At 30.6% G+C, this 19,592-nt stretch carries 20 protein-coding genes; 6 read left to right on the top strand and 14 right to left on the bottom strand.

Going from position 1 to position 19,592, the window contains the following annotated elements; all coding sequences use genetic code 4:
• Positions 1 to 33: 33 nt before the first annotated feature.
• From SCLAR_RS02025 to SCLAR_RS02000, 6 genes are all read right to left on the bottom strand, one after another.
• Positions 34 to 1,449 carry an NADP-dependent glyceraldehyde-3-phosphate dehydrogenase gene (locus SCLAR_RS02025; protein ID WP_100254287.1) on the bottom strand — a complete coding sequence of 472 codons (1,416 nt, stop codon included), beginning with the start codon at positions 1,447 to 1,449 and terminating at the stop codon, positions 34 to 36.
• Between the two features lie 45 nt (positions 1,450 to 1,494).
• Complete coding sequence (locus SCLAR_RS02020; RefSeq protein ID WP_100254286.1) at positions 1,495 to 2,235, bottom strand: TrmH family RNA methyltransferase; 741 nt, start codon at positions 2,233 to 2,235, stop codon at positions 1,495 to 1,497.
• A 2-nt stretch (positions 2,236 to 2,237) separates the two neighbouring features.
• Complete coding sequence (locus tag SCLAR_RS02015) at positions 2,238 to 3,365, bottom strand: hypothetical protein (protein WP_100254285.1); 1,128 nt, start codon at positions 3,363 to 3,365, stop codon at positions 2,238 to 2,240.
• 15 nt (positions 3,366 to 3,380) lie between these two features.
• Positions 3,381 to 3,881, bottom strand: coding sequence for a dUTP diphosphatase (locus SCLAR_RS02010; protein WP_100254284.1), 501 nt, complete (start codon positions 3,879 to 3,881; stop codon positions 3,381 to 3,383).
• 61 nt (positions 3,882 to 3,942) lie between these two features.
• Positions 3,943 to 5,223 (bottom strand): glucose-6-phosphate isomerase, encoded by a 1,281-nt coding sequence (locus SCLAR_RS02005; protein WP_100254283.1) that lies wholly within the window; start codon positions 5,221 to 5,223, stop codon positions 3,943 to 3,945.
• A gap of 40 nt (positions 5,224 to 5,263) precedes the next feature.
• Positions 5,264 to 5,575 carry a S1 RNA-binding domain-containing protein gene (locus SCLAR_RS02000; protein WP_100254282.1) on the bottom strand — a complete coding sequence of 104 codons (312 nt, stop codon included), beginning with the start codon at positions 5,573 to 5,575 and terminating at the stop codon, positions 5,264 to 5,266.
• Between the two features lie 91 nt (positions 5,576 to 5,666).
• Here SCLAR_RS02000 and SCLAR_RS01995 point away from each other — a divergent pair, with 91 nt between their 5' ends.
• The 4 genes from SCLAR_RS01995 (at position 5,667) to SCLAR_RS01980 (ending at position 8,968) form a co-directional block, all read left to right on the top strand.
• On the top strand, positions 5,667 to 5,906 hold the full coding sequence (locus SCLAR_RS01995) for a NifU family protein (protein ID WP_100254281.1): 240 nt from the start codon (positions 5,667 to 5,669) through the stop codon (positions 5,904 to 5,906).
• Positions 5,907 to 6,129: 223 nt separating this feature from the next.
• Positions 6,130 to 7,212 carry a hypothetical protein gene (locus SCLAR_RS01990; protein ID WP_100254280.1) on the top strand — a complete coding sequence of 361 codons (1,083 nt, stop codon included), beginning with the start codon at positions 6,130 to 6,132 and terminating at the stop codon, positions 7,210 to 7,212.
• Between the two features lie 63 nt (positions 7,213 to 7,275).
• Positions 7,276 to 7,902, top strand: a complete 627-nt coding sequence (locus SCLAR_RS01985) for a hypothetical protein (RefSeq protein ID WP_100254279.1) — start codon at positions 7,276 to 7,278, stop codon at positions 7,900 to 7,902.
• Between the two features lie 4 nt (positions 7,903 to 7,906).
• A complete protein-coding gene (locus SCLAR_RS01980) occupies positions 7,907 to 8,968 on the top strand; it encodes an MFS transporter (protein ID WP_100254278.1) in 1,062 nt (353 codons plus the stop codon).
• 28 nt (positions 8,969 to 8,996) lie between these two features.
• Here the strand turns inward: SCLAR_RS01980 and SCLAR_RS01975 are convergent, their stop codons facing one another.
• From SCLAR_RS01975 to sufC, 8 genes are all read right to left on the bottom strand, one after another.
• Positions 8,997 to 9,590, bottom strand: coding sequence for a LemA family protein (locus SCLAR_RS01975; RefSeq protein WP_100254277.1), 594 nt, complete (start codon positions 9,588 to 9,590; stop codon positions 8,997 to 8,999).
• A 292-nt stretch (positions 9,591 to 9,882) separates the two neighbouring features.
• Positions 9,883 to 10,404, bottom strand: coding sequence for a hypothetical protein (locus tag SCLAR_RS01970; protein WP_100254276.1), 522 nt, complete (start codon positions 10,402 to 10,404; stop codon positions 9,883 to 9,885).
• A 289-nt stretch (positions 10,405 to 10,693) separates the two neighbouring features.
• Positions 10,694 to 12,796, bottom strand: a complete 2,103-nt coding sequence (locus SCLAR_RS01965; RefSeq protein WP_100254275.1) for a PTS fructose transporter subunit IIABC — start codon at positions 12,794 to 12,796, stop codon at positions 10,694 to 10,696.
• Positions 12,797 to 12,969: 173 nt separating this feature from the next.
• Complete coding sequence (gene sufB / locus SCLAR_RS01960) at positions 12,970 to 14,382, bottom strand: Fe-S cluster assembly protein SufB (protein ID WP_100254274.1); 1,413 nt, start codon at positions 14,380 to 14,382, stop codon at positions 12,970 to 12,972.
• Positions 14,382 to 14,822: an iron-sulfur cluster assembly scaffold protein gene (locus SCLAR_RS01955; RefSeq protein WP_100254273.1), complete on the bottom strand. Its 441-nt coding sequence runs from the start codon at positions 14,820 to 14,822 to the stop codon at positions 14,382 to 14,384. Before SCLAR_RS01955 ends, sufB begins: the two co-directional genes overlap by 1 nt.
• 11 nt (positions 14,823 to 14,833) lie before the next feature.
• Complete coding sequence (locus tag SCLAR_RS01950; RefSeq protein ID WP_100254272.1) at positions 14,834 to 16,048, bottom strand: aminotransferase class V-fold PLP-dependent enzyme; 1,215 nt, start codon at positions 16,046 to 16,048, stop codon at positions 14,834 to 14,836.
• Positions 16,049 to 16,816, bottom strand: coding sequence for a SufB/SufD family protein (locus tag SCLAR_RS01945; protein WP_100254271.1), 768 nt, complete (start codon positions 16,814 to 16,816; stop codon positions 16,049 to 16,051).
• 3 nt (positions 16,817 to 16,819) lie between these two features.
• The gene (sufC, locus tag SCLAR_RS01940; RefSeq protein WP_100254270.1) at positions 16,820 to 17,557 is read right to left on the bottom strand and encodes a Fe-S cluster assembly ATPase SufC; all 738 of its coding nucleotides are present in this window, start codon (positions 17,555 to 17,557) and stop codon (positions 16,820 to 16,822) included.
• A gap of 162 nt (positions 17,558 to 17,719) precedes the next feature.
• Between sufC and SCLAR_RS07295 the strand changes: the two genes are divergently transcribed.
• Both SCLAR_RS07295 and mreB read left to right on the top strand, forming a co-directional pair.
• Positions 17,720 to 18,310, top strand: a complete 591-nt coding sequence (locus SCLAR_RS07295) for a CatB-related O-acetyltransferase (RefSeq protein WP_100254269.1) — start codon at positions 17,720 to 17,722, stop codon at positions 18,308 to 18,310.
• A 171-nt stretch (positions 18,311 to 18,481) separates the two neighbouring features.
• Positions 18,482 to 19,504, top strand: a complete 1,023-nt coding sequence (mreB, locus tag SCLAR_RS01930) for a rod shape-determining protein (protein WP_100254268.1) — start codon at positions 18,482 to 18,484, stop codon at positions 19,502 to 19,504.
• Positions 19,505 to 19,592 lie beyond the last annotated feature (88 nt).

The raw sequence follows: 19,592 nt of genomic DNA, 5'->3' as shown, positions 1-19,592 counted from the left end.
GTCTACACTTAGTTGCTTGCATTATAATTATTTTTAATAATTAATGACAATTCCTTGGTAGCGAGTCATACTCAACAATGCTTCTCTAATTCCTTGTACTCCCTCACCTGAATCTTTGATCCCTAAAAAAGGAAAACAGTCTGGTCCGCGTTGTGAACGACCATTAATATTAACAGTTCCTGTTTGAATTTGTTTAGCTACAACAATCGCTGTGCTAAGATCTTGACAAAAAACACTTGCTTGTAAACCAAAATTAGATTCATTAGCAATTTTAATCATTTCTGCTGGTGAATTTACTCTAATAATTGGTAAAACTGGTCCAAAAGGTTCTTCTCAAGCTAAACGCATTTTAACACTAACTCCATCAACCAAAGTTGGTCACATTAGGTTTTTAACCCTTTTGTCACCACAAATAATTTTTGCCCCTTGTTTTTTAGCGTCATCAATCAATCCTTGAATAAAATCTGCTGATTTTTCATCAATTACTGGGGTAATATTTGCATTGTCTTGGGGTTGACCCACAGTCAGTGCCTCAACTTTTGCTTTTAAAATTGGTACTAGTTGATCGGCAATTGCATCACTAACTAAAACTCTTTTAATTGCAGTACATCTTTGCCCAGAGTAACCAAAAGCACCAGCAATAATTTCAGTGGCATATTTTTCTAATTGCAAGTTGTCAAGCACTAAGGCTGGGTCTTTACCACCAAGTTCTAAAACTAAATCTGTGGTACTGGCATTTTTACGCAATTGGTTTCCAACCCCAACACTACCTGTAAATGAAATCATGTCAATTTCAGGATTTGCTGTAATCAAATCACCAATTTCTCGTCCTCTACCAGTAACTACATTAAAAATCCCTTTTGGAAAGGCAGCAGCTAAGGCAAGTTTTGCAAAGAAAGCTCCACATAAACTACCAGCAGTTGCTGGTTTAAACACAACTGTATTTCCAGTTAGTAGTGCTGGAGCAATTTTTGCAATTGCCAAGTTAACTGGATAATTGAATGGTGAAATAGCACAAACTACCCCTTTAGGAACTCTTGAAAAGATGCCAATTTTGTTAGTAGCACCCATTCCTTCACCAGTCATTGCTAGTGGATCTAATCTTTTGACTTCCTCAATTGTGTAATCAATGATTTCAGCAGTTCTTTCAACTTCTCCAAGCGCTTCTTTATAACCTTTAGCAACTTCTTCACTCATAATTGTAGCTAATTCTTCTTTGTTTTTTAATAATTCTTTTTTAAAATTATTTACATACTCTATTCTTTTTAAAAGTGGTAAGGCACTTCAAGTTGTTTGAGCAGTTCTTGCTGCTTGATAGGCTTGATTAATATCTTCACTTTTAAGAGCAGTCACTTTTCCCGCTGGTTTTAAAGTAGTGGGGTTAATGATTTCTAATCATTCCCCATTATCAATAAACTCATTATTTATAAATGCTTTGTATTCTCTCATATTTATTTTTCTCCTTAATAATATTTTAGACCTTAAAACTAAAAATTATTTTCCAAACTTAATTAAGTACATTAAAATTGATCCAGCAATTGCTACATTTAAACTTTCAACTTGTGCTTCAATTTCAAGTAAAATATTAGCCTCACAAAGTTCAGAAATTTCAGGACGAACTCCTTGACCTTCATTACCTAAAACTATTGCAACTTTGCGATTTTTTGAAATTACTGGTTGACTATTACCACCCTGCAAGTTGGTTCCTAAAACCAGAAAATCTTGTTCTTTTAAATCTTTAAGAGTTCGTACCAAATCACAATACTTGATGTGTAAACTAAAATGTTGACCTTGGATTGCTCTTAATACTTTACCACTGTATAAATTAACAGTGTCATGTGAACACAAAATATTTTTAAAACCAAAAGCAGCAGCTGAGCGAATCAAGGTTCCTAAATTACCTGGGTCTTGAACTCCATCAATTACTAAAGTATGTGCTGAATAAAAGTCATTGGTTTTGATGCGACAAACTGCAAAAACTTCTTGAGATAGTTTTAGATCTGTTAATTTAGCTGCAACATTATCTGTGATTTCAATGCAATTTTTGAAGTCTTTAAAAGTTGCTAAGTGTTTTTTAGTAGCAAAAATGGTTTCTACAACCTGATTTTTTAATGCTTCAACAACAATATTTACTCCCTCAACCAAATACTTTTGTTGAGCGATTTGCTCAGCTCGATTTTTTAGTTCACAAGCACCTATGATTATTTGATTTTTTACTGAAGTTATCTTTTCCATAACTAACCTGTCAACGAAAAGGCTATTTGATAAAGTTTGTTTTCTGGTTTCGTTGCATCCTTTCCACTGAATTTTGGATCACTAACTGGGTAACCTGCAATGTTGATAGCCCTTCTTGGAGTTTCTAATAATTTTGCTTGCAATGATGCTAAAGGATTAACTGGTTTGCCTGCAGCTTTTTGAGCTTTAATTTCAGTCATTAAATCTTCATAATCTTTTACTTTAACATCTTTGACATGAATTCGAATTTTGTTACTTTCATACCATTTTACAATTTTCATGTACTCTTTAAAAGTAAATGATTTTGGGTCATCTCCAGCAATAAAACGAAAACCAGCTTCATTTCAATCCATAACACAATCTCTTCAAACAACTGTTCCTGTACGTCCATAACTCATTAAATCATCTGCTTTTTTTAAACAAGCTGCCAAGGTTGGCAATCCATAGCCTGTAAAAGTGTTTCCACTTCATAAGGTGATGTAACGAACTTCTTTGGGGTTGAATAACTCTTCAAATTTTAAAGCAACTACTCATCATTTTTGATCATTATTATTTTTATAAAATTCATACCCATACTTTTTATCTTTAATAACCACTTCTTTTTTGGTTATTTTAACTACTTGATATGAAAAATAATCAACAATTTGTTGAATTTCTGCTGGAGTTAAAGTAATTCTCACATCTTTTTGTAAACGCAACATTTTACTCTTAACATCTCGATATTCATTGACATCACTTTGACTTTTATATGCTTGGTTACGATTAAATAAACAAATTTCACTATTGGGATCTGGCATCACCACATTGTCTTTTTTTTCATAATTTTCAGCATCTGGGTCAACTGAAACAAAAGGGTTTGCTACATTATTTGTGCTTGGTTGTTCAGTTTTTTCACTTACTTGGGCTTTTAACCTTGCAATTAAACTCTGAGCACTTGATTTAGCTTCTTTGTCAACACTATCACTAATCAATTCTTGTGCTTTTAACATTGGTTTTGCAATTAAAGTCACTGTTTGAGCCTCTTGTTCAACCTCAACAGATTTGGTACTTTCATCTTTTAAAGTAGGTCTTTTACTGTCATTGGGGTTGTTGGGAGTATAATCAAATAGTTTATTTTTTTTCTTCTCCAAGTTCATCACCATCCTTTAGTAATTGCTATCTTGTCTTTTTAAATTCACTTCATTTTTTTCATTGTAAGCTGTTAAAAGTTCGGATTCGGTAAATCCTAAACATTTTGCAATTGAAAAATAACCATCTAAAACTACTTTGAAATTATTTGTTGATTGTTTTTTACTAAAAATTGCAATTTGAGCATAACAATACAAATATAAATCAATAGTGTTTTTAACAACTGGGGCAAATTGATAACTAACAAAGTCATAATCAAGATTAATCCCTATAGATATTATAAAATGAATTCCATCAATAAACTCTTCAAGTAGAACTTTTTTTTCACTCGCCGGTTTAGCAGATCAATACTTGAATGAGCGCTCCTCATTAATAAATTCTCCTAACTCTACTAATAGTGCCACTATTTTCTTTGAGAAAATAGTTTTGTCTGATTTTAATTGTTTTGCAGAAATTATAGCACTATCTAATTCCTTTTGCTTTTCAACAATTGCTAATAAATTTTTTGTACTTAACATTTTCTATCACCACTATAATTTTAAATAAAAAAACAATTGTTTTTACAATTGTTTTAAATTTCTAAAATCCTGGTTTTTTCAGTAGTTTAAACATGTTTGTTTTATATACTTCAACTCCAGGTTGGTTGAATGGGTTTATGCCTAATAAATAACCACTCATAGCGCAGGCTTTCATAAATCAATATGCAGCGTAACCAAACATTTCAGCATCCATTTTATCAAATTCTAAAATGATATTTGGAACCTTTCCTTCATTTGCATGTGCATCAATAACACCAAGTAGTGCTGTTTGATTAATTTGATGGAATGTTTTAGTTGTTAAATAGTTTAAACCATCTAAATCTGCTTGTGTTTTTGGCACATTTAAATCTAAATTTGGTTTTTTAATATCTATTATTGTTTCAAATAAAACGTTTTTAGTCCCCTCTTGAATAAATTGCCCTAGTGAATGCAAGTCTGTTGAAAAAATACAACTTGTTGGAAATAATCCAACTCCATCTTTACCTTCTGATTCACCAAATAATTGTTTTCATCACTCAGTAAACATTTGCATTTGTAGCTCATATGCTACTAATGTTTCACATTTATAACCTTTTTGGGTATTTAAAATATATCTAGCAACTGCATAGTCATATGCAGAATTTTGTTCATTTTTTAAATCCTTCATAGCTTGTTTGGCTCCAGCAAACATAGCATCAGTGTCAATACCACAAACCAATAGTGGAAATAACCCTACTGGTGAGAAAACACTAAATCTTCCCCCAATATCATCAGGGATTGTAAATGTTTCATACCCTTCTGCGGTTGCTAATTGTTTTAAAGCTCCTTTAGCTTTATCTGTGACTGCAATTATACGTTTTTTGGCAATTTCTTTACCTTTTAAATCTATTAATTGTTTTTCATAAACTCTGAAAGCAATTCCTGGTTCAGTAGTAGTTCCTGATTTTGAAATATTGACAATTCCAAATTCTTTGTCTTTTAGGTATTCAAAAACTTGTTGAGTATATGTTGATGAAATGGTGTTTCCAACAAAAATTAATTTAACTTTATTTGTTGGAAATAAACCATTTATCATTTCATTGGCAGCTCTTGCTCCCAAATAACTTCCCCCGATACTGACTACTAACAAAACATCAATTTCTTTTTGTAGGTTTTGAGCTACTTTTTTCATTTTTAAGTACTCAGTTTTATCAAAATCTTCAGGGTAATCAACTCACCCTAAAAAATCATTCCCCACTCCAGTTTTTTGTTCAATCATTTGATGAACTGCTTTTACTTTGTTTTTATCGAATTTTTTTATTTCTTGTTCAATTTGTGAATTTGAAAAATCTACTTTTATCATATTTATATTACTCCTTTGATATTATTACTTACCCGCACTTTTAAAACTTTTTAAATCTAGATAGACGTCTGGCTTCTCTAGCTTTTACTAAGTCACTTTTTAAAAGTTCGGGACGTAGGTTTTTATAGCTTAATCTTAACTGTTGAGTTTCTTCAATAATACCAATTAATTGAACCTCAACCTCATCACCAGTAGCCACATATTGATTGACACTAGTTACAAAATAATCTGAAAACTCAGAGATGTGGATCAAGCCCTTTCTTAATTGATTTCCGTCCATAACCTCGCAAAAAGCGCCATAACTCACTAAGCAAGTGATTTTGACTTTAACTTTTTGTCCGATACTCATCATTTTTTTTAATTCCTCCTAGTAAAATTTTACACTTAATTTTTTTAAATCTTTATTTAATGTAAAATAATTTTAACAAGAGGAGTTGGAAATTATGGATAGCGAAGTATTAGTAACAAAAATCAAAGAAATTCTAGATCAATTAAAAATCTATGTAAACCAGGATGGCGGTGACATGGAATTTGTAGCCTTTAAAGACCGTTTGGTTTACATTAGATTGTTGGGAAACTGTGTTGGTTGTGGACTCACAGACATTACCTTTAAAGAAGGAATTGAATCCATTTTACTTGAAGAATTTCCCTATGATATTGATGGTATTGAGCTGGTTATGTAAGTTCTGGTTAAGTTTAAAAAATACCAACAAAATTATTTTAAAGCAAAAATAACCAGAAAAACTTTTTTACTTGAAAAAGTTGTTTGACAAATTTTGTCAAAAATAATGAATTTTGAACAACTTCAGTAAATTAGCTTAATTTAGAAAAAACTAAATATTTTTTAGACTTTTTTTAAAAAAAATATTTTTCAAGATATAATCTATTTGTATAAGAGGTGTACAAATGGAAAAATTAGAGTATATTGAAAAATATAAAATAAATGAGCTTCTCCCTTTGGACGAATTTATGAAAGAGTCGAAAAGACTTGCAGCAAAATATAACCGTCACCAATTTGTTTTTTTACTTCTAGGTATTCTTTCGCTTATTGTTACAGGTGTCTTTTTTTTAATACTTTATGTAAAATATGGTGGAAAAAGTGTTTCAGGTGGTGATACAAAAAATGCCTTGCTTTATCTAGTGTGTTTTGCAGCATTTGGTGGAGGGGCAATTCTTTTATTAATTTGTTATTTTGTTTCCCGAGCAAATGAAAGAAAAGAAAAAAACAATTCACCAGTAATTAGAAAAATTAAAGCCTTAGGTTCAGAAATCTTTTATAATCGTATTATTGAATTACAGCCCTCATTAAAGGGTTTAGAAATAATTGCTGTGACTGATGATTATCGCTGCCGTTATAATCCAGACTTTCTAGCAGAATTACGCTCACTTCAAATCAACCCTAAATTAATTAGAGGTGGGCACATTGTCTTTTCTTATAAAGGACTTAAATACGCTTTTACAATTGAATATGTGCATGAAAGAGTTGTGACAATACATAGTAAAAACCACACAACTTATATTTATTACCACACTTTTGTGGATGCACTAATGCAACCCAAAGCTATTACTAACAATCATGGTATTTTTTATCTTTCAACCAAAAAATTCCAGGGTGGTCAATTTAAAAAATTTGAATCTGAAAGTGTCGAGTTTAATAATAAGTATAAAGTTTCTTATATTGCTGATGAAACTGAGGTGTTTGACCTTTTCAACCCAGTTGTGTTAGATAAATTCATCTCTAATAATTTCCCAAATTTGAGAAGTATGTTTATCAACAACTCGGGAATTTTAGTTTATAATTCAGCTGAAGTTGAAAGAAACTCTGATTTAAAGTTAAATACAATTTATGGGTTTGAAGTCACCGATAAAGATATTGATATTGAGTTAAATGACATGATTGGAAGATTTGAAAAAAACTTGTCACGAATCAAACTTAAATTAGCTTGTCTTCTACCCTTCATTAATTCTAGATCAAGAGAAAATAAATAAAAAATTGCACTAATGGTGTGATTTTTTATTTATAATAAATTTATAGATTAAAAAGGAGTTCATATGAAATTTACTGACCAAAAAAACAAGTATGGTCTAAACCAAAAACAACAATATCACTTGTATGTTAAAGTTTATGGTCAAAAAATTAATAATCTCTTTGAGGAAAAAATTAAAACTGAATTCAAAGTGAAAGAAATTGAGTACACTATGCTGCGGGATTACTTTCGCTATGATAAACGCATCAGAAAAGTCTTTTACAAGTACATTGAACTTTATGAGGAAAATTTAAAGTCAATTTTTTATGATAAGACTATTTGAGAAAATAATTTGTTTGTTTTAAGTCCTGATCTTAAAAATTATTCAAGCATTTATGAAATTAACAAAACTGATAAAAACTATTATTCATTAGGTCGTTTAAAAGATATTTTATTTATTATGAAACTAATTGATGAACAAAAAGTTCAAGAAATTGATCGAGTTATTGATTTAAGAAATAACATTGCACACTATAATTTATTAGTGCTCCACTTAGATGAATTGCAAGATTTAATTGCTGGTTTTCTCACCTCAATGACTAAACAAATCAAAAGACAAGTACTACAAGATCTAGATGATTGTAAATTGGGGTTAGTTGACTTAAAGAATTTATATTTAAAAAATTATACACACACTAAGCATAGGAGGTAATTATATGCTATTAAAAAAACTACAAAACTTAGAAAAATACAAAATTGAAGAAATTTTACCTATTAAAGAACTTGATGCAGAAGCTGCTGCAATTGACAAAAAGTATGCTAGCAAAAAACTATTTGGAATCATAATGTTGGCAATCTGTCTTGCTATTGGCATAGCTTGTATTTTAGTATATTTTTTAACTACACCGGGAGGTTGATCAAAGATTTTTCTTCAAATTGGCATAGTCTTTTTTGTTATAGCTCTTGTAGCTGTAGCTATTTTATTATGAGTTTTCAAAAAAAAGTTAAACGAGAAAAGACAACTGCCTGCATTTCAAAAAATTAAAGAAATTAATAGTGTCACTTTATACAATCAGATGGCTAAATTCTTCCCTGAACTAGAAGAATTCAAAGTAATTTCTGTTCCTGAAAGTTATTCATTAATTTTAAATCCAGGTTACAATGATGTTTTAAAAAACTATGAAATTAATCCTAATCAACTAAGAGGTAACCAATTGGTCTTTCAATTACAAAATCAAGTTTTCTCTTACACTATTGAATACATTAAAGAAAGAGTAGAGATTCGTCGTAATGATAAGGGTGAAGAAACCTCAAGAGTTTACTACCATACCTTTGCTGATGTTTTAATTCAACAAGCAGCCCTACCAAGAAATGAAAACATCTACTTTATTTGTGCACATAAAGTGCTATTAACCCCAAAACCATTAGCTAAATTTGAATCTGAAAGTGTTGCTTTTAATAAAAAATATAAAGTCTTCTATTCAGGTGATGGAATGTCTGTTTTCAACATCTTCAACCCACTTGTGCTAGACTCATTTAATAACCTTGAAAAAGGCACTTTCCAAAACATGCTTATTAATAAAACTGATTTACAAACCTATTCAGTTAATGAAGTTGAAGAACGTCGTGATCATTCAGTTAATGCAATTTATGGACCAGTTTTAGCAGATACTAGTCTTTTAAAAAGTTTAAACTCAAATGTTAACAGATTTGAACATACCTTAACTACAATTATCAAAAAACTTAATGGCTTTAAAGCCATTACAAGTGGAAATTAGCCAAAAAAAATATCATTTTTAAATGATATTAAAAATAGGCTTTTTTTGTTACTCTAGCTTCTTGTGATGCTTCAAAGTATTCTTTTATAGATAACTTCATATTTTTAGCAGCAACATTTTTTGGATAAACATTGATTTCTGAGTTAAAAATCTGAACATTTGAATTATAGTTACGACGAGCAGCTGCAATTTTTTGGTTCAACAATGTACAAGTATTATTAAATTGTTGAAAAGATGCACTAAGTTGTAAGTCTGGATAATTTTCAACTTGTAAATTAAATTTACCTTGTAATTGTGTCATTTTATCATTGGCTAGCATTTTATCTGAAAGAGATCCAGAAGTACGCAGTCTAGTAATTTCTTTGAAAATATCTGCTGTAACTTTGCTTTGACCTTGGATACTATTTGACATTTGTGCTAAAGTATCTTCTCTTTCTTCTAACTGTGCATCAATTGCCCCCATGGCTTCATTAATTTTTTGTTGTAATCTAATAAAGTGATTTCGCATTGAAATGTAAATAAAGATTGGGATAATAAGTATAAAAAGTAAATAAAATATTACTCTACCAAACATACTTGATTTTGCTGGTTCACCTAAATTTTGATTTTGAGTGTTTAACATTTTTTGTTTCTCCTTTTCTATTAGTTAATATTATTATAGTTTAAAAAAACAGTTTTTTATAATTTTTCAAAAAAATGGTAATCTTAATTCATAATTACCAAAAAAATGATTATGAATCAATCATATTTGTTAATAAAATTTAACCTTTCCCATTGTTTGTCAGAAATTCTAAAATCGGGCACTTTTCAAAATTGTTTATATTCAATTTTAAATAAAAATAGTCTTTTAAATGAGACTATTTTTAAATTTGCCAGCAATCTCAAAAGGATCTTTGTTACTTGCTATGCTAAAGTTAGAGGCTCATTTTTGATGTTATTTTTTTGTTTGCAGGTTTTTTGCTAATAGAATACAAAATATAAAAATAGCCAATTAAAAAACCTGTAATTGGAACACAAACAGCAGCTATTAGCATTAAATATAAAACCAAATCTCACCAATTTATACTTTGGCCAGAAAAACCATATCTAAAAGCATTAGCTATTAATATAGTAAATATTGGAATAAATAATGCAGCTATTCCCACAATAATTGAAATTGTTAAATATTTTCTAACATTAAATTTTTGATTTAAATTGCTTGTAAAAATTAAATGATTTTTTTTAGCCAAATAAATTGAAATAATTAAGAATGCCACAAAAATTAATGTCATTGGCACAATTATTACTAAGGCTATGAATAAATCTGAATTTTTTAAATTTCAACTTGTTCCAAAAGACATGTAAACCCCTAATAAGATTAGCATTATAGATGCCAAAGTTGGAAACACAATAGTTGAATAAGAGTCTATTTTCTTAATTTTACTTGTTTTGTTCATTTTCATCACCAATTCCGTTTATCCACTAGATGAGTTAAAACTCTTTATAGCATTCCAATATCTAAAAAATCACTACTCTGACTGTTGGAATTTGCTTTCCCACCTAGTTTTTCTTTTATTTTTAAAGGTAAATGAACTTAACAAAAACTTAAAACTTCCAAACTCATTACCTTCTATAAAAAATTATACAACAAATATTTGTCAATTAACATTTATAAGTATAAAAAATATCACCATTTAGTTTTGAAAAGCAAAACTTGGTGAAATTTTTTAAATTTAAAATAGCAAACTATTTTTTAACTTTATCATTTACTTTAGTTGGTTGAACTTTTTTAGTTCTAGTAAACATGTTTTTAAAGTCAGTACCAGTTAGTTTACCTTTAGTTTGAATTTCTACAAAAATTCTAAATAACACAATGTGCACTGCAGTTCCAATAATTATTGCTAAGAAGTATCACAAGATTCCAAGATAACTCATATCTCATGTAGTTACTCCTCCAAAGATTGCAATGATTGGTCCTCCTCAAGCTCCAACTCATCCTGAAACTTGAAAGATTCCTGCAAACATTCCTGCTAATCCTGAACCAATAATATTTGGTACAATTGCAGCTCAAGTATATTTAGCTGCAAAAGGTATTGCTCCTTCTGAAATTCCCATAAATCCTAAGATGGTTGCATTGACACCAAGTTCATGATCTTTTTTGAATTTTTCTCTAAAAATCATTGTACTAATACCACATCCAAGTGGAGCAATGGCAAATGAAGCTGCAGCAGCTCCCATAGCTTTTCCTCCATCAACAAAAATTAAAGCAGTGGCTCCAAATGAAGCAATTTTATTAATTGGACCACCCATGTCAATTCCAGCAAGTAATCCTAGTAGCAGTCCTAATCCAGCCATTCCAACTGCATTTTCTTCAAGTTTTTGCAGTCCTAAGTTGACATAACCCATAATTAGACCAAAAATGTTTCCTAATAAGAAAATAACAATTAATCCATAAAATAATGAAACAAAGACTGGAATAATGATAATCGGCATGATTGGTTTAATATATTTGTTAATTTTTCATTTAGTATTTATTCATTTGATGGTATAACCAATAACAAATCCAAATAATAAGGCTGCAAAAATACCTCCCCCATTACCAGGGAAAAGTGCTTCTTTTTCTGCAAAAACTCCAAATTTAAATCATAAATTTGGATTAGTTCCAGCCCAAGTTAGAATAAAGGCTGGAGTAATTGCAGATCTTCCAGCAATTGAGTTAGCGATATATGCCCCCATAAAAGGTATCATAACTGTAAAACCAATTGCTGCAAATTGATTCAAATAAAATAAAATAGCAATTCCCACACCCTCAATTACTTTGGTGGTTGGTGCTTGGCCCACACCTAAAATAACATTTACTTGAGTATATGTTAAACTGCTATTGTCAAAACTTCCAGATAAGTCTAATCAAGTTCCATAAATCATTTTCCCAATTCCAGTTACTAGGGCAAAAATGATTCCTGCAAAGACAATGAAAGGAATCATGAAAGATACACCACTCATTATGTGGCGAATCCAGGCTTTTTTATCTTTAACATCAAAAATATCAGTTTCAGTGCTGCCTTCTCCTTGTTTGCCAGCCCCAGATAAGGCAGTTTTTAAAAAGTTAACTGGATCTGACATAATTTTTTTTGTACCAATATTAAAAACTCTTTTACCACTAAATCTTTCAGTGTCAACTGCAATATCTGTAGCTAAAATAACCACATCTGCTGCTGCGATTTGTTCTGGGGTTAAGGTGTATTCTTGACCTTTTTGACCCTGAGTTTCTACAAAAACATTAGCTCCAATTTCTGCTGCAGCTGCCAGAATGGCATCTCTTGCCATATAAGTGTGAGCCACTCCAGTGGCACAAGCTGTTATTCCAACAATTAATGGTGCTTTGGCAAATGTTTTAGCAGGTTTTGGACTCTTGTGTAAGTTTAAACTTGCAAAGATTTCTTGATGATCACTACTAGTTTTTAATTTTTCTCTAATTTTTTGATCCATCAAGTTAGTAGCAATGTTACTCAAGATGTCTAGGTAATCTCCTGATACTTCAGGAACCAATAACATAATAATGTACTTAATACTTTGACCATCAATACTTTCTCATTCCAAACCATGTTGGTTTTTGATGAAAAAAATTGCAGGTTTCAAAACACAAGCAGCTCGGGCATGAGGTATAGCAAAACCATCTTCAAATCCAGTTGAAGATTCTGCTTCTCTGCATTTAAAAGCTTTTATTAAGCTTTTTTGGTCATTTACAATTCCTTGTTCAGCAGCAATTTTTGCATAATTTTTAAATAAATCATTCAAATTTTTGCTATCATCTTCAAGAAACATAAATTCAGCAATATTTTTTTCCATTGCAATTCCCCCTCTTTGAGGCTAAACCTCAACTAAATGATAACGCTTTTGTTTTTCATTTTCTCGTATTTTTTAAATATATGTTTTTCAGTGGAAAAAATACTATTAATGTGTGCATTTTGTTTTTAATAAAAAAATATTTTACAACTGTAAAATATTTTTAATCTTAACTTTTAACCTACTGAACCTTCCATATCCATTTTTATTAATTGGTTTAATTCTACTGCATATTCTAAAGGTAATTCTTTGGTAAATGGTTCTAAAAAACCCATAACAATTAGTTCTAAAGCCTCTTGTTCACTAATGCCTCGGCTCATTAAGTAAAATAATTGTTCTTCACTAACCTTTGAAACAGTGGCTTCATGTTCAATTTGTGATTGGTTGTTATGGACTTTATTTTGAGGAATAGTATCAGAATGAGATTGATTATCTAAAATTAAGGTATCACACTCAACTCTTGCTTTTGAGTTAATTGCATTTGGACCAATGTAGGCTAAACCTCGATAATTGGCTGTTCCCCCTTGAAAAGTTATTGACTTAGAAACTATTTTTGATTTTGTTTCTTTACCTAAATGGATCATTCGACTACCAGCATCTTGATATACTCCTTTTTTAGCAACTGCAATAGAAATGGTGTCTCCTTGGGAACGGTCTCCTTTTAAAATACAAGCTGGGTACTTCATGTTGATTCTTGAACCAATATTACCATCAACTCATTCCATGCGACCATCTTCTTCCACAATACTTCTTTTGGTTACTAAATTTAAGACATTGTCACTTCAATTTTGAACAGTAGTATAACGAACACTAGATCTTTTCCCAACAAAAATTTCAACAATCGCTGCATGCAAATTATCTTTTGAATAAATTGGTGCAGTGCACCCCTCAACATAGTGCAGTTCAGCATCATCTTCTACAATAATTAAAGTTCTTTCAAATTGTCCTGCTTGTTGAAAATTAATTCTAAAATAAGCTTGTAAAGGTTTTTCTAACTTAACTCCCTTGGGAATGTAAATAAATGTTCCTCCCGATCACACTGCACTATTTAAAGCAGCATACTTGTTGTCATGATTTGAGACAAGTTTGGCAAAATATTGACGAAATAACTCTGGGTATTTTTTCAAAGCAGTATCGCAATCAGTAAAAATAACCCCTAAATCTGCAATTTCAGATTGTAATTGTTCATAAACTGGGCTGGCATCTCACTGAGCATTAATCCCAGCAAAAAAGTTTTTTTCTGATTCTGGAATCCCTAAACGATCATAGGTGTTTTTAATTTTATCTGGTAAATCAGTTCATTTGCTAACAAAACCATCAGTTCCCACAGTATAGTAGTAATAATCTTGAAAATCAATAAAACTTAAATCAGGTCCAAAACTTGGTTGAGGCATAGCAAAGAATTTTTTTAAACTATCCAGACGAAAGTTCAGCATTCACTCAGGTTCCGCTTTAATAGCAGACATTTTGCGAATAATTTCTTCATTTAAGCCTTTATCTAATTTAAGTTTAGAAACTTCACCTTCATTAAAACCATACTTGTATTTGGATATCTCTTTAATTTCTGCTTCTTGTTTTAACTTTTTCATTATTTTACCTCCTCTTCTAAGATGTATCTTAGTCCATCTGCACCTAATAAAGCACAATTGATGCGGTTACGTTGACTATAAATATTGTGAAAGGCAATTAATTCACCCAATGTAGTTTCGTCATAAACCTCTCCAACTATCATATTGTGATAGTTGCTAAGAATTTTTAAAGCTTCAGCTTTACTTTGATTGGTAATTTGGTCACATAAAATATCAATAGCAGCTCCACTGATAGAGCAAGTTACTCCATCAAAAATTGCTTTGGTAACTTTTTGGTTTTCATAAGTTATTTGCACGTTTATTTCATCACTACAAGTTGGAGAGTCTTGATACTTAATAAAACTGTTTGGCATTGGAGTTACTGGTGCTTTATGATCTGGATCTGTATAATGTTCCATTAAAATTTGTCTTAAAGCTATTTTGTCGTTTTTATCAATCATAAAGTTACCTCCTATAAAATTGCATCAAGTCAATTATCACTATTTTGCATAGCCTCAATTAACTTGTCAATATCTTCAGTAGTGTTGAAAATTCCAAAGCTGACTCTAATAGTTGACTCTGCTTTGAAAACATATTTACCAAGTCGAGCACAGTGCTTACCAACTCTAACTGAAATATGGTAATTCTTATTTAAGAATGCTCCAAAGTCTTGAGCATTAACTCCCTTAACATTAAACAAAAAAATTGGTTCATCAGTTTTTAAATTATAAAATTCAAACTTACTTTGATCTAATTTTTTTACAGCTTGACGTAAATATGCTTTTAAACTATGACCATGTTCTATTAGAGTTTGCAAGTTAATCTCATCAATAAATGCTAATGCTGCTTGAAAACCACAAATTGCACTGAGATTTAAAGTACCTGCTTCAAATTTTTCAGGAATTTTTGCTAAATTGAATTTATCAAATTCAATTGCCGAGTTATTACCCCCACCATAAAAAATTGGTTCCATGATTTCTAAAACTGCTTTTTTTGCTCACATAACTCCTAAACCGAATGGTCCAAACATTTTGTGGGCAGAAAAAGCTAAACAATCAATGTTTCAAGCACTAACATCAGTTTTGGTATGAATAATAGCTTGGGCTGCATCCACCACCACCAAAGTTTGTGGATTAATTGTTTTAATTGTTGTAGTTATTTTTTCTACCAAATTCAATGCTCCCATTGTATTGGTAATATTTGCAAAAGCCACAAGCTTGGTTTTTGCATTAATAAAGTTCTTAATATTTTTTAAGTCAATTGACCCATCTGCTTCTAAATCAAAATAATTAAGTTTTAAATTTAGTTCTTTTGCAAGTACCATTCATGGTAAAAGGTTTGAAGAGTGTTCTAACTTAGTTAAAACAATTTCATCTCCTGGTTGAAAAATCTTTTTTAAACCAAAAGCAATTTGATTTAATGAATGTGTTGTTCCACTTGTAAAAATAATTTCATCAGCTCGGGTAGCTCCAATTAACTTTGCTGTGAGTTTTCTAGTTGTACTAACCATTTCATTTGCCAAATATGCATTATCAAATAAATTATTATGAGTGTTGGCAGCGATTTTAACATTATAATTGTATTCTGCATCTAAAACACTTTTTGGTTTTAAAACTGTTGCTGCTGAATCAAAATAAACTTCATTGGGATTGGCAGTAAAATAAGGAAAAAGTTTTTTATAATCCATTTAAATCATTCCCTTCAAGATTTGTTTTAACTCAGATTCCAATTGTGGACTTGGTAAGTCCACAAAAATTGGTGCAAAATAGCCATTGACAATTAACTCTTGGGCTTGTCCATCATTTAAACCTCTTGATTTTAAGTAAAAGACTTGGTCAGGATCTAGCATTCCAATTGCATTAGCATGACTTGCCACAATATCATTTTCATCAATTAGTAAAACTGGGTCTGAATCTGCTTTGGCATTCTTATCTAAAACTAGTAAACGTAATTCCTGGTGAGCTTCACTCCCACTACTTTTTTCTCTAATATCACTAACACAGCGAATAAAACCTTGTGATTTACCTTTTAAAACTTCATAAGCTTTAATATTTGAACTGGTATTTCTTGCTAAATGACAAACATTTATTAAGCTATTTTTAACAAGATTTTGATTAAGGATACTGGCACTATAAAATTCAACTTGACTGTTATTGGCAACTAAATTTATTGTTATTTTATCATCAATATCAACATTTGTTAAATTAGCAATTTTTAAGTTTAAGGTTGCATATTGGTGCACTTCAAAAACTACTTCAAAATGTTTTGCAACTGGTTTTGTTAATGGTAAAAAGACAATTGTTAAATCTAAAACTACTTCTGGACTAACTTGAAAATTGATTTTACCATCACTTTCTGCTAGGAAAATTATTTTTTTTGTTGATTTTGTAAAACTATATTCTGCTGGTAAAGAGGTTTGAAAATCAAGAATTTTTTCATCTTGGATCTTTAACATAATTTAACTTAGCTCCTTAACTCAGTTATACCCAGCCCGATTAATTTTATCAACAATTTCAGCTCCACCACTTGTGACAATTTTCCCATCAATAATGACATGAGCATGAGTTGGGATTACTTTTTTAAAGAAGCGATCATAGTGTGAAACTATGATTTTTCCTTGTTGATTTGGATTGATGTTTAAGTTGTTTGAAACAACATCCAAAGCATCAACATCAAGACCTGAATCAATTTCATCAATTAGGGCAAAATATGGATTTAATAGTTTTAATTGTAAAATCTCATTTTTTTTCTTTTCTCCACCACTAAACCCATCATTTACAAAACGTTTTAACATATTTAAATCAAAATCTAGGTCTTGAGCTTGTTGTTTAATGCTGCCAAAAATATCTTTGAGTTTTTGTTTTTGTTCACTATGTGCATTAACTGTGTATTTTAAAAACTCTAGGTTTGAAACCCCAGGAATGGTTTGAGGATTTTGCATTGCTAAAAATAAACCAGCTTTACTGCGTTCATCAACTGCTAAATCTAAAATACTTGTTCCATCTATTAAAATATCCCCTTGAGTAACTTCATATTTTGGATGTCCCATTATTGCCATTAATAAAGTTGACTTTCCATTACCATTTGGACCCATTAAAGCATGAGTTTCTCCTGAATTAATTGTTAAATTAATTCCTTTTAATATTTCTTTGTCCTCAATTTTGACATGTAAATCTCTAATTTCTAATTTGTGCATAATACTACCCCTTAACACTTTAATTATAAGTTGTTTTCTTGGTATTTTTTTGCAATTTAACAGATAATTATTTTTTTTGACTAAATTTAGTTAAAATTTAGATTAATTTTTATAACATAAATAATCTGACTTATAATAGTGAAAGAAAGGTGAGATTAAAAAATGCCTAAATCAAATAAAATTAAGTTCTTAAAAGATTACATTACTAATAAAAATATCTTTGTTGGTGAGTACACCTACTTTTACTCTTTTCAAGGTGAACAAGCTTTAAAAGAGTTTCAAAATCGCAATGTTTTATACCATTTCCCAGAGCTTTGACATGACAAATTAACTATTGGTAATTTTTGTGCCATTGCTGATGAAGTCAAAATTTTAATGAATGGTGCCAACCATCGACTAAACAGTCTTTCAACTTACCCCTTTGAAATGTTTTGTGAGTTTGAACTAGACCCCAAAACAGTTCCCCCAGTTAGCTCGCGAGGAGACACTTCAATCGGACATGATGTTTGGATTGGTTATGGAGCTACAATCATGCCAGGAGTCACCATTGGTAATGGTGCTATTATTGGGGCCCAAGCTGTAGTTAGTCAAGATGTCCCCCCTTATAGTGTGGTTGTAGGTAACCCAGCTAGGGTTGTGAAAATTCGTTTCGACCAAGCCACTATTGCTAAATTAGAGGCACTACAATGATGGGAACTACCCCTAGCAGAAATTAAAATGCTGCTCCTAGATTTACTTAAAAACAAATTATAAAAGACAAAATTCACAATATCTGTTGTAAATTTTCATACACTAATTATAGCGGAAAAAAGGATAAAAGTTTTTTTAGTTTCCAACTAAATTTTTAAGATTTGGAAAAAATATTACTTCTTTTCTAACAAAATGTTATAATTACATTGTTAGGAAAGGTTATACGGTAACAAAATGAAACAAAATGAAAAAAAATTTGTCTCAATTGATTTAGGAACAACTTCTACCTTAATCTATGTGAGTGGTCAAGGAATTGTTTACAATGAAGCTTCAATTGTTGCATACAAGATCAAAGAAAATAAAATCATTGCTGTAGGTAATGAAGCTTACAAAATGATTGGTAAAGGTAATAAATCAGTAAAAATTGTTAGACCCATGGTTGATGGGGTAATTACAGACATCAGAGCAACCACAAAACAACTTAAATATATTTTTGATAGACTAAGAATGCAAGCAGCATTAAAAAAATGTATCATGCTACTTGCCTGTCCTTCAGTAGTTACAGAATTAGAGCGAAAAGCCCTAGTAAGTATTGGGAAAAGTTTTGGAGCAGAAGAAGTTTTTATAGAAGAAGAAGTTAAAATGGCAGCCTTGGGTGGTGGAGTTAACATTTTTGCCAGCACAGGGAGACTTGTAATTGATTGTGGTGGAGGAACTACTGATGTGGCAGTTTTAGCATCAGGAGATATTGTCTTATCAAAATCAATAAAAATTGCTGGAAATGCCTTTAATGATGAAATCCAAAAATTTATCAAAAGTCAATTTGGTTTAGAAATAGGACAAAAAACTTCAGAAAGCATAAAAATTAGCATTGGATCAATTGCCAAATATACAGATGAAAGAAACATGAAAGTTTATGGACGTGATGTAGTTTCTGGATTACCAAGAGAAATTCAAGTAACTCCTGAAGAAATTCGTGAAGTCTTAAAAATACCTGTTTCAAAAATTATTGATCTAACTGTTCAAGTTCTTGAAGAAACACCTCCAGAATTAGCAGGAGATATCTTTAGAAATGGTATCACATTATGTGGTGGAGGAGCTTTAATTAGAGGAATTGACAAATACTTTGCAGATACTCTACAACTACCTACAAAAGTTTGTGAACAACCACTTTTAGCTGTAATTAATGGGACACGTAAATTTGAATCATATATTTATGACAAAATGAATGAACCAAAACGTCAAGAAATTATTTAAATTATCTAACAATACATTCTCAATCAGTGATTGAGAATTTTTATTTCAAAATCCCCTATTTTAGAGTTTAGCTTGTTTAAAAATATTG

The sequence above is a fragment of the Spiroplasma clarkii genome (assembly GCF_002795265.1).
GTDB lineage: Bacteria > Bacillota_I > Bacilli_A > Mycoplasmatales > Mycoplasmataceae > Spiroplasma_A > Spiroplasma_A clarkii.
The sequence above is the reverse complement of the archived record's forward strand: the minus strand, read 5'-3'. Positions and strand labels throughout refer to the sequence as shown.